We start from the raw sequence: 14,197 nt of genomic DNA, 5'->3' as shown, positions 1-14,197 counted from the left end.
TCTGCTGATACATTGGAGAACTGGTCTGCACCCTGGTGTATTTCCTTGATTGCCTCCTCCGCAACCAGAGAATTCCCACTCCTTTGGCCTACCGGCACGCGTTTTTACAGTCCGGGTTATTCCTTTAGCTATGAGGTAGCGGGGGCCTGTTGTCGCCTTTTTGATCGGGAACAGTTACCGTGGCCCTGTTGTCGTATTGCTTGGCGCAGCAAAGAACCTAGTTGGCGACGCATTGGCCGGCGGCTTGTCCTCGATAGTGCTACAAAACGGCATCCCAGCTATTGGGTACGCCACATTGAAACAAACACCATGATGGTCATAACCCTCTATTGGGTAGAGCTGGCTGCAAGCGATCGCCAGTGGTGGTACAGCAAAGGCTAAACTTATTGCGAAAGAGTTGCAAAACTGCCCGTCCAGCCCTAGAATATTCCTCAGATTAATTTTAGGAGAGATTCTCAAGTATGGAGAAAGTAGGTCGCCGTGTATTCCTCGGCATGGGCGCCGCAGCAACAGCTTATGTAACCCACTCCCTCTGGAACCAAAACACTGAATCAAGCTATGCGCAACAGTCCTCAGGAGGTGTGATCAATGTTTATTCGGCACGGCACTACGACACAGACAAAGCCCTCTACAACGGTTTTACGCAGCAGACCGGGATTCGCGTCAACATTATTGAGGCTGAAGCTGATGCTCTGATTGAACGGATTCGCAGTGAAGGGAGTCGCAGTCCTGCCGATGTCCTGATTACTGTGGATGCAGGTCGCTTGTGGCGAGCACAGGAAGCCGGTATTTTGCAGCCAATTCAGTCAAGGGTACTCAACAGCATTGTGCCAGCAAACCTACGGGAGCCTCAAGGACACTGGTTTGGTCTCTCGCGGCGGGTGCGTGTCCTCATTTACAATAAATCCAAAGTGGATCCCAACCAACTCTCCACCTACGAGGATCTGGCTAATCCGAAGTGGCGGCGGCAGGTTCTCTGTCGCAGTTCCAGCAATATCTACAATCAGTCCCTCACGGGGTCATTGCTAGCAATTCATGGTGCTCAAAAAACGGAACAATGGGCAAGGGGCCTAGCCCAAAACTTTGCCCGCCCCCCCGAGGGAAATGATACCGCTCAAATTCGTGCCTGCGCAGCGGGTGTTGGCAGCATTGCAATTGCAAATCACTACTATTTAGCACGGTTGATTGCCTCAGATAAAGCAGAAGATCGAGCAGTTGCTGAGAAGGTGGGCTTATTTTTCCCCAACCAGCGCGATCGTGGTGCCCATGTAAATATCTGTGGCGGCGGTGTGGTAGCTGGCGCCCCCAATCGTCAGGCGGCAATTCGCTTTTTGGAGTATCTGGTGAGTCCGAAGGCGCAAGAAATGTTTGCAATGGCCAACTTTGAATATCCGGTCCGCTCGGGGGTACCCGTGCATCCGATTGTGCAACGGTTTGGCAATTTCCGAGGACAACGTGTCAATGCAGCAGTTTTTGGCCGCAACAATGCTGAAGCACTGCGGATTATGGACCGGGCTGGATGGCGCTAAAACCCTAAAATGAGCGATGACCCCCGTTGATCGTTCCTGTGTCTTGCCCACTGATTGCCTACACGATTCTTCTGGCCGCGGCCCTCCTTGACTTTGGTTTTGGAGATCCTTGGGGCTGGCCACACCCGGTACGCTGGATGGGAGCCTATATCCAATTCCTCAGCCATTGGTTCAACTATGGCCAAGGCTGGCCAGTTTGGGGACAGCGGTTGGGGGGGGCACTGCTTACACTGAGCTTAATCCTAGGTTCTGCCCTAATCAGTTGGGGCTTAGTGGCACTGGGGATGGCAATTTCACCCCTCCTCGCTTGGGGAGTTGCAGTTGTGGGTACCGCCAGTGGCTTTGCGGGTCGTAGTCTACGGGATGCAGCAGCAGAGGTATTGGCACCTTTGGCAACTGGCAATCTTGAAGGGGCACGCCAGTCCTTAGCCAAGTATGTGGGTCGCGAAACTGCCCACCTAGAGGCACCTGAAATTCTGCGGGCAGTTCTGGAAACCGTAAGTGAAAATACCACCGATGGCATGATGGCACCACTTTTTTATGGGGCGATCGCCACCCTGATCGTGCCGCAAGTGAGTCCCTTGCCGCTGGTCATGGCCTATAAAGCCGCCAGCACCTTGGACTCGATGATCGGCTACCGTGAGCCACCCTACACCCATTGGGGGTGGTTTGCCGCCAAAACTGATGATGTCCTCACATGGTTGCCCTGTCGGTTGTTGGTCTTTCTCGTTGCCCTCTGCTCCGGGCAGTGGCAGCGAGTGTGGCAATGGTGTTGCCGTGATGCTCCCAAGGATCCGAGTCCCAATTCTGGTTGGAGTGAGTGTGCCTATGCAGCGGCCTTGGGGGTACGTCTGGGGGGCACGAATATCTACCGCGGCACGGTGAAGGTGAAACCCTTTTTAGGAGAACCGTTACACTCCCTTGATCAAAAAACGATCTGGTCTGCGCTTGACCTTAGCCGCCAGATTTACCTCATGGCCTTAGGATTGACAGGAATACTTTTATTAATTTCTTGCAAATTATTTTCTATTTAGCAATATAGCTAAGACGTTCTACTGGTCAATTCCTCCATTCAACGGTTGCAATGGTCACCGCCCTTGGTGATGAGCATCATCAGTTACGGGTGAGAAATACCACCGCTGCTCTTAGTCAACCCATCTAGGATAAGAGTATTCACCCCGGAAGGGGCTAGACAAAACCGTTCTCTCCACTTACACAAAGGACACCCAATGCTGAATCAAAAAGGCTTACTTCTCGCTTGCCTCGCCGTTGCCCTCAGCCCCGCTGTGAGCCGTGCTGTACCTCTAGCTTCCACCCAGACCCTGCAATCGCAACGACCAAGTAATAATGTGGAATTCAAAATCCCAAGCAATCTGCAGGTGCGCCCTACCATCATCGGGAAGGTTACTAAATCTCATTCCATCTCCTGCAATGAGATTGTGATTAATGCTACACTGCATCCTCCCGGCAGCTTTCCAGTAGGAGGTGCTACCGCTACTTTGTCACCTACTGGTAGCAATAGTTGTAGTTACAAAATTACGGTTCCACCAGAGCTACTCGGTAAGAAGGTTCATCTCTGGGGAACGTTCAAAGTCCCTTCATCCCTGTTGTCAATTGAACCCGTGGGCTGGCAAAGTCCCATCTCTGTGCCTCAACAGTTAGGGATTTCCCAAAGCTACGACTTTGTTGCTAAGGAAACACTAATTCATTAAGCCTAAATAAATAAAGGAATCCTGAGAGCGCCCCTAGGGCTGACTAGCTTCTAGCCAATCGAAGATGCGGTCAAGCTGCTCAAGGCTCACCAAGCCATACTGCCAAAGAACAACCGGCAACAGATTCACCTGCTCATCGCAGTGCTTGAGGCCAAAGTCAATGGCAGCGGTGGGCAGTGCCATCTCCCGCTGTAGGAAGTCAATGAGTCGTGTCCAACGTGGCGTTTTCATGATTCCTATAACTACCACACCTTACCCTCTATCCTAGGGATCAATCTGAGAAAATGCAACATTTCGTTACAAAACCATAGACAATGAAATAATCAGCCTGCTATTTGGTATGATGCCTGCTATTTTCGGGGACACTTTCCCCAGAGACTTCCCCCACCAGAGGGAATTTCTAGAAGCAAAGGCTCAATCATTCGTCTTGGGCACAACATTCTTAAGTAAAGATACTCAACCGTAGCTCGTTATACTAAAGTCTGATGGGTGTTGTTCAAGCTCAGTCTAGAGGGAACAGCAACCTATTCAGTTGTTTTAAGGATGTGTTCATGACCCAAGCGACCGTTGCCAAACCCCCCATTGCCTGGCCTACGGCGACCTTTATTATTTTTGTACACCTCGGTGCTCTTCTTGCTTTTTTACCCAGCATGTTTAGCTGGAGAGCAGTCCTGCTGGCCCTTGTGCTCCACTGGTTAACCGCTGGCATCGGTATTACCCTTGGTTGGCACCGTCTGGTCTCCCATCGTAGCTTCCAAGTTCCCAAGTGGCTGGAGTATTTCCTGGTCTTTTGCGGCACGCTCTCAATGCAAGGGGGGCCGATTTGGTGGGTTGGGCTGCACCGCCATCACCATCTGTACTCCGATCAACCGAATGATCACCACGATTCCCGTAAGGGCTTTTGGTGGAGCCATATTGAATGGATGTTTCGTGAGGTGCCGGCGGAGGCAGAAATTCCCCGTTTCACCAAAGATATTGCTGATGACCCCGTCTATCAATTCCTTGACAAGTACTTTCTTCCCATTCAGGTGGTCTTGGCCATTGTCCTTTATCTTTGGGGGGGCTGGCCATTTGTGGTTTGGGGAATTTTTGTGCGGCTTGTAACCGTCTATCACACCACTTGGCTGGTCAATAGTGCTACCCATACCTTTGGCTATCGCACGTTTGAAACTACGGATCACTCAACGAATTGCTGGTGGGTAGCCCTGTTAACCTTTGGTGAGGGCTGGCACAATAATCACCACGCCTATCAATACTCGGCACGCCATGGTTTGCAGTGGTGGGAGCTGGATCTGACGTGGCTCACCATTCGCTTCTTGCAATTGCTGGGCTTGGCTACGAAGGTGCGCTTGGTGGAGGCACCGGCAGTCTCTTCCCAAGACTAGCGCGCAATGCGGGTTCTGATTCTGGGTTGTGGTTATACAGGAACTTGGTTAGCGCGATCGCTCCAAGCCCAAGGCATTGATGTGGTCATTACCAACCGTCGGGGGGAGCTGCCGCCAGAACTCAGCGCTATTCCCTGTTTTCCTTTTAAATGGGAGCAGCAGGGGGAGCAATTTCCCCTAGTACCAGCTGCCCTTGAGGGGGTAACCCACGTCCTCAATAGTATTCCCCCCGATCGCCAAGGGGAGGATGCGGTTGCGCTAGCACTGTTGCCTCAGTTAGAAAAACTGAATCTGCAATGGTTTGGCTATCTTTCGACAACGGGGGTCTATGGCGATCGCCAAGGGGGCTGGGTAGATGAAACGACACCCGTCAACCCTCAAAATTTGCGTTCACAACACCGCGTCAGGATTGAGCAAATCTTTCTCAACGCCAATCTGCCTACCCACATTTTTCGCCTCCCCGGCATCTATGGCCCCGGAGAAGGACGCAATCCTATCGCTCGCATTCTCAAAGGCGATGTTCAACTCATTGATAAGCCGGGGCACTACTTTTGCCGTATCCATGTGGCGGATATTGTCCAAACCCTTGAGCGATCGCTGGCACGGCCTACCCCGCAGGAAATCTATAACCTGAGTGATGATCAACCCTCAGAGTCGCTCCCTGTTTTACTCGAGGCCTATCGTCTTTTAGGTCGTCCAGCACCACCAGCCATACCCTTGAAGGTGGCCAATCTGAGTCCAATGGCTCAATCTTTTTGGCGTGAATCTCGGCGAGTGCGCAATGACAAAATCAAGCAGGCTTTAGGGGTTCAACTCCGCTATCCCTCCTACCGCGAGGGGCTACGAGCGATCGCTCGTGAATTGGGTCTTTAAGGATGGGTGCCTTGTATACCTAGGGGGTTGGTCGCCGTCGCTGGAGAAACTCAGGAATATCCAACCTGGGTTTGGCTTCAACCTCTGGTGCAGGTGCTTCAGGAGTGGGAGGTGCCGTTGTTAGGGGGCGGTTCGTCAGGGGTGTTGTCTTGGTTGTGGTACGGCTGCGGCTCATGGGTTCACCACTAAAGCCAGTGGCGATAACGGTGATTTGAACTTCCCCTTGCATTTGGGGATCAATCACAGCACCAAAGATGATATTGGCGTTGGCATCGGCCACATTGTAAATGACCTCTGCAGCAGCATTGACTTCATGGAGGGTGAGATCTGTGCCCCCTGTAATGTTAAAGACAACGCCCTTGGCACCCTCGATAGACCCCTCCAGTAGCGGTGAGGAAATGGCACTGAGGGCGGCTTCAGTGGCTCGTGACTTTCCAGAGGCAATACCAATGCCCATCATGGCAGAACCGGCATCAGCCATCACCGAGCGAATATCGGCAAAATCCACGTTAATCAGCCCCGGCAGGTTAATAATGTCGGAAATCCCCTGAACCCCTTGGCGCAGCACATCATCGGCAACGCGAAACGCATCCTGAACCGATGTTTGCTCAGAGATCACCGAGAGAATCTTGTCATTGGGAATCACGATTAGGGTATCAACGCGACTTTGCAGTGCTTCAATCCCTTCATCGGCTTGGCTCGCTCGACGACGACCCTCAAAGGTAAAGGGGCGGGTCACCACTGCCACGGTTAGGGCTCCCTGTTCCTTGGCCACTTCCGCCACAATTGGGGCAGCACCAGTGCCAGTACCGCCACCCATGCCACAGGTAATGAAAATCAAATCAGCATCCTTGAGCGCCGCAGCAAGGTCTTCACGGGATTCTTCAGCCGCCTTTTGACCAATGGCAGGGTTGCCACCTGCACCAAGACCACGGGTGAGTTTCTGGCCAATTTGCAGGCAGCGGTGGGCTTGGGATTGGGCGAGCGCCTGGGCATCAGTATTGACGCACCAAAATTCAACACCAGCCACATTACTGGCAATCATGCGGTTAACTGCATTGCCACCGCCACCACCGACACCAATCACTTTGATGCGCGCCGCTGAAGTTTCCACCAAGCTGTCATAACTCCTTAACACATCGGCTGGTGCGCCATGGTCACTGTTGCCAGATGCAATGCCTACCTCTCCCAAGACAAAGGAGGCGCGGACTTCAGAGGGAACAGGTTCCGTAGGCCACCGTTGATCTGACTCCATAACGCAACTTCTTCACCCATGATAAATATGGGGCAACTATATCATGAACTCTAGCAAAGGCATCGGCAACACCTCAGAAAATAAAAATAATCTAATCCTTCAGCCTAACTCAGGGGAGAGCGGGCTTTGGCCAAAAGACCATGCTTGGGGGCAAAAATCATCGTCAGGAAAAAAATCACTGCTTGCAGGACAACAATACAGCCACCCGTTGACACATCAAGGTAGTAACTGATGTAGGTGCCCAGTAAACTGCCAAGACCACCCACGGCTAGGGCAATCAGTACCATGATGCCAAAGCGATCGCTCAGCAAATAGGCGGTTGCCCCCGGTGTAATTAGCATCGCCACAACGAGAATGATGCCCACGGTTTGCAGGGCAGCCACAGTGGTTAGGGATAGCAACGCCAGCAGAAGATAGTACAGCAGCGTTGTATTCAGACCAATGGTGCGGGCATGGGTCGGATCAAAGCAAAAGAGGATCAAGTCGCGATGCAGGAGAGCGATCGTGATCAGTGTCATGAGGCTAACAATGACCGTTTGCCAGAGGTCGCGATCGCTAATGCCCAAGACATTCCCAAAGAGAATGTGCATCAGGTCAACGCTACTGGCGGTTTTCGAGAGCAACACCAACCCCAAGGCAAAAAAGCCCGTAAACACCAAGCCAATAACGGTATCCTCCTTTACCCTTGTCTGCTGCTGAATGAAACCAATCAGGGTCACGGCCATCAGACCAAAGACAAAAGCTCCCAAAGCAAGGGGTAACCCTAGCCAGTAGGCCAAAACCACACCAGGTAAGACTGCATGGGACACGGCATCCCCCATCAGTGCCCAGCCCTTCAGGGTCAAAAAACAAGACAATACGGCACAAACGCCGCCCACAAGGGTGCTTACTCCCAGTGCCTTGACCATAAACGCGTGTTGTAGTGGTTCCAATAGCCAAGTGATCATCATCTGTCCTCTATGTCTGAAAAGTATGATAAGGTGCTGCCAGTACAGTCGGAGGGCGGTTCTCGTGGATGGCATCCTGTTACTGAATCCTTGGTGGATGGGTGTTTTGCTCAATACCGTCCTTGGCGCGATCGCCCTTCTGACCCGGCAAAAATTACTCACCCCAGCAGGACTTTTCCATGCGTGGCTCCTCGGCGTGCTGATTTGGGGCACCTTAAGCTGGCAAGGCTATCTGATTGTCATGGTCTATTTCCTTGTTGGTTCAGCTGTCACCCGCCTCGGTATGACCGAAAAAGAGGCCGCTGGTATTGCGGAAAAACGCTCAGGGGCGCGCGGACCGGAGAACGTCTGGGGCTCGGCTTTTACAGGGACTGTCTGCGCACTCCTTGTAGTTTTACTTCCCCAATGGCGGGAGTTATTCCTAGTGGCGTTTGTTGCCAGTTTTAGTACGAAGCTGTCGGACACCTGTGCCAGTGAAGTAGGCAAAGCCTATGGCCAGCGCACGTTCCTCATCACCACACTGCAACCTGTGCCGCGGGGCACTGAAGGTGCCGTGAGCCTAGAGGGAACCCTGGCGGGGCTAGTTGGTGCGACTGCAATTGCTCTGCTAGGCTGGAGTGTGGGCTTGATGGGGGCGATCGCCATTCCCATTTGCATCCTTGCTGCTTTCTTTGCCAATCTTGTGGAGAGTCTAGTGGGAGCAACGCTGCAGGGACGCTACCCTTGGCTCAGCAATGAACTGGTCAATGGTATTAACACCACAGTCGGGGCTGGCCTGGCAATGGGGGCCATGGCTCTTTTGCAATACACCTTCGAGTGAGCGACTATTTTTAACTCTCTCTTCAATCGCTATTTTTGTTAATAATTTCATCATGAATGTCATTAATAAGCCACTTATTTCAGTGATCTTGCCTGTTTACAATTCCGAAAAATATCTTCATTTAGCTATGGGGTCCATCATTAGTCAAACCGTTGATAATTTTGAGTTGATTATAATTAATGATGGTTCCTTGGATAAATCATTTGAAATATTGTCGAATTATGCAAAAATTGATTCTCGTATTTGCTTAATCAACCAATCTAACCAAGGTTTAGTCAAAACACTGAATCAAGCAATTGAAATTGCTGGGGGTGAGTATATCGCCAGAATGGATGCAGATGACGTGGCTCTACCTCACAGGTTCGCATCTCAGCTTAACTTTCTTTGGGAGAAGAAATTAGATATTTGTGGCGCATCGGTTCAACTCATCGGCACAGCAACTGGTTACTGGCACTATCCCTATTCCCATGAAGGTTGTGAAGCAGAGCTGTTGTTTGGTGTACCTTTTGCCCATCCATCTGTGATCGGTCGCTCGGAGGTATTCAAGGAGCTGAGGTACTCCTCTGAGTGGCCACTGGTGGAAGATTATGATCTATGGCAGCGGGCATGGGCAGCAGGGTTCAAGATGGGGAATCTCCCGGAGGCACTTCTCCAATACCGGACGCATCGGAAACAAACCTCCAGCCTTTACCGCCGCCAGCAAGCTCAAAATAGTCAACGGATTCGTTCGCGCCACTGGCAGCAACTCCTAAGTGTCAAGTTAGGTATTGCGCGAACTGAGGCTCAGGAAGCAGAGAAAGACCCATGGAAAACATTCCAACTCCTGTGGCAGCTAAAGCAATGTTATAAAGGAACAGAAGCAGAAAAAAACCTTGACCATGCGTTTCTGCGCCTTTGTTCTCACCGTCTTCATAGTTGGGTTTTAGATAGAACAAGCTAGTTGAGGAGCTCAAGACCACGTTTCGGGAGTGATCATGTTTTTTAGCGTTGTAATTCCTACCTATAATCGTTTGCCGATTTTAGAAAAGTGTGTGCGGGCGATCGCCCATCAAAGATGGCATCCTGATCTGGGCATCAAGGGCTATGAAGTCATTATTGTTGACGATGGTTCAACGGACAATACGGTTGAGTGGCTCAAAGAGCATCGTCATGAATTTCCCTGTGTGCAATGGTTGCAACAGGAGCATCTTGGTCCTGCAGCTGCTCGCAACTTAGGTATCCAAGCAGCTCAGGGTGACTGGATGATTTTTATTGATAGCGACTTAGTTGTGACTTCAACCTTCTTAGATGCCCATGTGCGGCGCTTAATGCGAGAACAAAAACGCCTTGGAATAGAGGATGTGACTCAGGTTCCTGCCTTTTCCTATGGGCGTGTGATTAATACCTGTAATTTTGAAGATCCAACTTCAGAGCCATATAAGATAACTGATTTTTCAGCTGCCTATTTTGCAACGGGAAATGTGGCGATCGCCCGCCACTGGTTGGAAAAGGCAGGCCTCTTTGATACCCAGTTTCAACTCTACGGCTGGGAAGATTTAGAACTAGGGGTGCGCCTAAAAAAATTAGGTTTACGATTACTGAAGTGCCCTGAAGCAGTTGGCTACCACTGGCATCCCTCCTTTTCCCTCAGCCAAGTGCCTGCCCTCATTCAGAAAGAGATTGAAAGGGGGAGAATGGGGGTCTTGTTCTATAAAAAGCATCCGATTTGGGAAGTGAAGCTCATGATTCAAATGACCCCTTTTCATTACCTTCTTTGGGCAATCCTATCCCTCGGTGGTATGCTCAATGAAAAAACCCTGGCACCCCTGTTGCAATGGTTGATTAACATCGGTCGCCCCCAAGATGCCCTTGAGGTGGCTCGCATCTTTTTGAACTGGTACAATGTTCAAGCGGTTTATGCAGCCTATCAAAGTGAAATTAAAAATTCAAAGTGAAATTAAAAATGTGATGTAAGGAACCAGCGGTAGGTTGACGGGCGAGCTTTTGATAGAATTAATTAGCTTCCCTCAGTACTTTGAGTTTCCAAGTATCGGTTGTTAAGCTAGTCATTTTATGAGCACGCCAACCCTGTCACCAGCGCTCAAAGCCCGTTTAGCCACGCCACTGCAGATTGGCTCTGTTAGGGTCAATAGTCGGGTATTGCAGTCCCCTTTAGCAGGTGTAACGGACCTCGTCTTTCGCCGCTTAGTGCGCCGCTATGCCCCTGAGTCGATGATGTATACCGAGATGGTCAGTGCGTCGGGGCTGCACTATCTGAAAACATTACCCCGGATTATGGAAGTGGATGCGAATGAGCATCCCATCAGTATTCAGCTTTTTGACTGTCGGCCTGATTTTCTCGCAGAAGCCGCGATAAAGGCAGTGGCTGAAGGGGCAGACACCGTGGACATCAATATGGGCTGCCCCGTGAATAAAATCACGAAGAATGGCGGTGGTTCTTCCCTACTGCGGGATGTACAAACAGCAGTAACCATTGTGCGTACGGTCTCAAAGGCGGTGCCTGTGCCAGTCACGGTGAAAACTCGCATTGGCTGGAGTGATGAGGAAATCAATATCCTTGACTTTGCCAAGGCGATGGAAGATGCTGGTGCGGCAATGATTACGGTTCATGGGCGTACCCGTGCCCAGGGCTTTAATGGCCCAGCCCGCTGGGAGTGGATTGCGCGGGTGAAGGAGCGCGTCAGTATTCCCGTGATTGCCAATGGCGATATTTTCTCGGTAGAGGCGGCAGTCCGCTGCTTGGAGCAAACCGGGGCAGATGGGGTGATGTGCTCGCGGGGAACGATGGGATATCCCTTCTTGGTGGGAGAAATTGATCACTTTTTGAAAACGGGGGAATTGCGGCCTGCGCCAACGGTGGTTGAGCGTCTGCAATGTGCGCGAGATCATCTGATTGCCCTCTGGGAGTACAAAGGGGAACGGGGGATTCGCCAAGCGCGTAAGCATTTGACGTGGTACGCCAAGGGCTTTGCCGATGCAGCAGAACTGCGCAGTGAATTGTGTCGCATTGAAACCCTAGAGGCTGGTTTAGCTCTCCTCGATGCAGCGATTGAGCGCTTGCAAATGGCCTCCGAAATGGAGGCGATCGCAGCCTAAACAAATGAAAAAAAGATTTGTGTTTCGCAACATTTTCACAAAAACTTCGTAAAAGAAGCTCCTAGAGCCGAAGGGTTATAATGAAGGTGTAGGTGTAAGCAGGCCGAAAAATAGTGATGGGGCTTGGCCTACAAAAGGTTGATTGGCATTTGTGGATTGAGGGCAATTTTTTAATCTCTTACGCATTTTCTAGCAGTTGCAGTTAGCAGGTTCTTGCTGGTTGGAAGGAGCGATCGCTATCGGTTACAGGCGATCGCGAGAAGTTGCTGCCCACTTGATGAGGAACATGGACTATGAACTGTACACGCTACACTACACGCTACACAGAATTGCCCGAAGCGGCATGGCAAGGATTTACAGGGGGTGACTGGGTTGAGCACATTGATGTGCGCGACTTTATTCAGCGCAACTATACCCCCTACACCGGAGATGCTTCCTTCCTCGTAGGCGCCAGCGATCGCACCCAGCAACTCTGGGCAAAAGTGCGTGCACTGATGGCTCTAGAGCGCGAAAAAGGCGTCCTTGATGCCGACACCAGCGTGCCTTCCTCAATCACAGCCCACCCACCGGGTTACATCGATCGGGAGCTGGAGCAAATCGTTGGCCTGCAAACCGATAAGCCCTTGAAACGGGCGATTATGCCCTTTGGCGGCATTCGCGTGGTTGAAACCGCCCTCAAGGCCTACGGCTATGAACTAGATCCGCGCACGAAGGAAATCTTTACCAAATATCGCAAAACCCACAACGATGGCGTCTTTGATGCCTACACACCCGAAATGCGCCGCTGCCGTAAATCGGGAATCATTACCGGACTGCCAGATGCCTACGGCCGGGGTCGGATTATTGGTGACTATCGCCGCGTGCCGCTCTACGGGGTAGATCGCTTGATTGCCGACAAACAGGCGCAGCAGGCCTCCCTTGAAGTCGATGTCATGGATGAAGAAACCATCCGCCTGCGAGAAGAGCTCTCAGAGCAAATCAAAGCCCTCAATGAACTCAAGGAAATGGCCGCCAGCTATGGCTTTGATATTTCGCGGCCAGCGGCCAATGGCAAAGAGGCTATTCAGTGGCTCTACTTTGGCTACCTGGCGGCGGTCAAAGAACAAAACGGCGCTGCCATGTCCCTTGGGCGGGTCTCAACCTTTCTTGACATTTACTTTGAGCGAGATTTGCGTCAGGGCACAGCCACAGAAGCCGACATTCAAGAGTGGATTGACCACTTTGTCATGAAACTGCGGATGGTGCGCTTCCTGCGGACGCCGGAATACAATGAACTCTTCTCTGGGGATCCCACGTGGGTCACGGAGTCCATTGGCGGTATGGGTCTCGATGGTCGCCCGTTGGTGACGAAAACCAGCTTCCGTATTTTGAATACCCTCTATACCCTGGGGCCTGCCCCCGAACCCAACCTGACGGTGCTGTGGTCGGAAAACTTGCCAGAGGCCTTCAAGCGTTTCTGTGCTCAAGTGTCCATTGACACCAGTTCCATCCAATACGAAAACGACGACTTGATGCGTCCCTACTGGGGGGATGACTACGCGATCGCCTGCTGCGTTTCGGCGATGCGAGTCGGCAAACAAATGCAATTCTTTGGGGCACGGGTGAACTTGGCCAAAGCCCTCCTCTACGCAATCAACGGTGGTCGGGATGAAGTCTCTGGTCAGCAGGTGGCACCGATGTTTGCCCCAATTACCGGCGACACACTGAAGTGGGAAGAGGTGCTGCCACGCTTTGAGCAGATGATGGCTTGGTTGGCGAAGGTGTATGTAAATACCCTTAACGTCATCCACTATATGCACGATAAGTACTGCTATGAGCGGCTGGAGATGGCGCTCCACGATCGCGATGTCTTCCGCACAATGGCCTGTGGGGTGGCTGGTCTATCGGTGGTGGCGGATGCCCTCTCGGCCATTAAGTACGCCGAGGTGAAAGTAATCCGGAATGCCGAAGGGTTGGCCGTGGACTACGAGATCAAGGGCGACTTTCCGAAGTACGGCAACAATGACGATCGCGTGGATAGTCTTGCGGTGTGGGTCGTGGAAACCTTCATGAACGAAGTCCGCAAACACAAAACCTACCGCAATGCGGTGCCCACCCAGTCAATCCTGACGATTACCTCCAACGTCGTCTATGGCAAGAAAACCGGCAGTACTCCCGATGGCCGCAAGGCGGGTGAACCTTTTGCGCCAGGGGCCAACCCCATGCACGGTCGCGATACCAAAGGGGCGATCGCCTCACTAGCGTCCGTGGCCAAGTTGCCCTATATCCATGCCCAAGATGGCATCTCCAATACCTTCTCTATCGTGCCTAGTGCCCTTGGCAAGACCCGGGAAGATCAAATCAGCAACCTGGTGAATATGTTGGATGGGTACATCCATGATCAGGGCTTCCACATCAACGTCAACGTGCTCAACCGCGAAATGTTGCTAGATGCTATGGATCACCCTGAACTGTACCCACAACTCACCATTCGGGTGTCTGGATATGCGGTGAATTTCATTAAACTCACCCGCGAACAACAGTTGGATGTTATTAACCGCACGTTCCACGAGCGCTTTTAGGCTCACTGGGCAACTGCTG

At 51.7% G+C, this 14,197-nt stretch carries 14 protein-coding genes; 11 read left to right on the top strand and 3 right to left on the bottom strand.

What is annotated here, in order from left to right:
* Window positions 1-12: 12 nt before the first annotated feature.
* The 4 genes from IGQ16_RS10875 to IGQ16_RS10860 all read left to right on the top strand — a co-directional run bounded on the left by IGQ16_RS10875 (window position 13) and on the right by IGQ16_RS10860 (window position 3,241).
* Window positions 13-381 carry a hypothetical protein gene (locus tag IGQ16_RS10875; RefSeq protein ID WP_367116130.1) on the top strand — a complete coding sequence of 123 codons (369 nt, stop codon included), beginning with the start codon at window positions 13-15 and terminating at the stop codon, window positions 379-381.
* An 80-nt stretch (window positions 382-461) separates the two neighbouring features.
* Window positions 462-1,529 carry a Fe(3+) ABC transporter substrate-binding protein gene (locus IGQ16_RS10870; RefSeq protein WP_297061507.1) on the top strand — a complete coding sequence of 356 codons (1,068 nt, stop codon included), beginning with the start codon at window positions 462-464 and terminating at the stop codon, window positions 1,527-1,529.
* Between the two features lie 38 nt (window positions 1,530-1,567).
* Window positions 1,568-2,563 (top strand): adenosylcobinamide-phosphate synthase CbiB, encoded by a 996-nt coding sequence (gene cbiB / locus IGQ16_RS10865; protein ID WP_024125919.1) that lies wholly within the window; start codon window positions 1,568-1,570, stop codon window positions 2,561-2,563.
* 195 nt (window positions 2,564-2,758) lie between these two features.
* The gene (locus tag IGQ16_RS10860) at window positions 2,759-3,241 is read left to right on the top strand and encodes a hypothetical protein (RefSeq protein ID WP_024125918.1); all 483 of its coding nucleotides are present in this window, start codon (window positions 2,759-2,761) and stop codon (window positions 3,239-3,241) included.
* 33 nt (window positions 3,242-3,274) lie between these two features.
* Here IGQ16_RS10860 and IGQ16_RS10855 read toward each other — a convergent pair whose 3' ends face one another.
* Window positions 3,275-3,472 (bottom strand): DUF2949 domain-containing protein, encoded by a 198-nt coding sequence (locus IGQ16_RS10855; RefSeq protein ID WP_024125917.1) that lies wholly within the window; start codon window positions 3,470-3,472, stop codon window positions 3,275-3,277.
* A gap of 320 nt (window positions 3,473-3,792) precedes the next feature.
* On the opposite strand from IGQ16_RS10855, the gene IGQ16_RS10850 reads away from it, so the two are divergent.
* Both IGQ16_RS10850 and IGQ16_RS10845 read left to right on the top strand, forming a co-directional pair.
* On the top strand, window positions 3,793-4,626 hold the full coding sequence (locus tag IGQ16_RS10850; protein ID WP_024125916.1) for a fatty acid desaturase: 834 nt from the start codon (window positions 3,793-3,795) through the stop codon (window positions 4,624-4,626).
* A gap of 6 nt (window positions 4,627-4,632) precedes the next feature.
* Window positions 4,633-5,499 (top strand): SDR family oxidoreductase, encoded by an 867-nt coding sequence (locus IGQ16_RS10845; RefSeq protein ID WP_024125915.1) that lies wholly within the window; start codon window positions 4,633-4,635, stop codon window positions 5,497-5,499.
* A gap of 19 nt (window positions 5,500-5,518) precedes the next feature.
* Here IGQ16_RS10845 and ftsZ read toward each other — a convergent pair whose 3' ends face one another.
* Both ftsZ and IGQ16_RS10835 read right to left on the bottom strand, forming a co-directional pair.
* Complete coding sequence (ftsZ, locus tag IGQ16_RS10840; RefSeq protein WP_024125914.1) at window positions 5,519-6,754, bottom strand: cell division protein FtsZ; 1,236 nt, start codon at window positions 6,752-6,754, stop codon at window positions 5,519-5,521.
* 104 nt (window positions 6,755-6,858) lie between these two features.
* A complete protein-coding gene (locus IGQ16_RS10835; RefSeq protein ID WP_157869739.1) occupies window positions 6,859-7,704 on the bottom strand; it encodes a metal ABC transporter permease in 846 nt (281 codons plus the stop codon).
* A gap of 94 nt (window positions 7,705-7,798) precedes the next feature.
* Here IGQ16_RS10835 and IGQ16_RS10830 point away from each other — a divergent pair, with 94 nt between their 5' ends.
* The 5 genes from IGQ16_RS10830 to pflB all read left to right on the top strand — a co-directional run bounded on the left by IGQ16_RS10830 (window position 7,799) and on the right by pflB (window position 14,178).
* Window positions 7,799-8,521, top strand: coding sequence for a TIGR00297 family protein (locus tag IGQ16_RS10830; RefSeq protein ID WP_225871813.1), 723 nt, complete (start codon window positions 7,799-7,801; stop codon window positions 8,519-8,521).
* Window positions 8,448-9,461 (top strand): glycosyltransferase family 2 protein, encoded by a 1,014-nt coding sequence (locus tag IGQ16_RS10825; protein WP_297061505.1) that lies wholly within the window; start codon window positions 8,448-8,450, stop codon window positions 9,459-9,461. Before IGQ16_RS10830 ends, IGQ16_RS10825 begins: the two co-directional genes overlap by 74 nt.
* Before the next feature lie 34 nt (window positions 9,462-9,495).
* Window positions 9,496-10,455 (top strand): glycosyltransferase family 2 protein, encoded by a 960-nt coding sequence (locus IGQ16_RS10820; RefSeq protein WP_024125910.1) that lies wholly within the window; start codon window positions 9,496-9,498, stop codon window positions 10,453-10,455.
* A gap of 118 nt (window positions 10,456-10,573) precedes the next feature.
* Entirely contained in the window at window positions 10,574-11,617 is a 1,044-nt protein-coding gene (gene dusB / locus IGQ16_RS10815) for a tRNA dihydrouridine synthase DusB (protein ID WP_297061502.1), read from the top strand.
* A 293-nt stretch (window positions 11,618-11,910) separates the two neighbouring features.
* Window positions 11,911-14,178 carry a formate C-acetyltransferase gene (pflB, locus tag IGQ16_RS10810; protein ID WP_024125908.1) on the top strand — a complete coding sequence of 756 codons (2,268 nt, stop codon included), beginning with the start codon at window positions 11,911-11,913 and terminating at the stop codon, window positions 14,176-14,178.
* Window positions 14,179-14,197: the final 19 nt, after the last annotated feature.

The organism is Thermosynechococcus sp. M3746_W2019_013, assembly GCF_015296045.1.
Taxonomy (GTDB): domain Bacteria; phylum Cyanobacteriota; class Cyanobacteriia; order Thermosynechococcales; family Thermosynechococcaceae; genus Thermosynechococcus.
The sequence above is the reverse complement of the archived record's forward strand: the minus strand, read 5'-3'. Positions and strand labels throughout refer to the sequence as shown.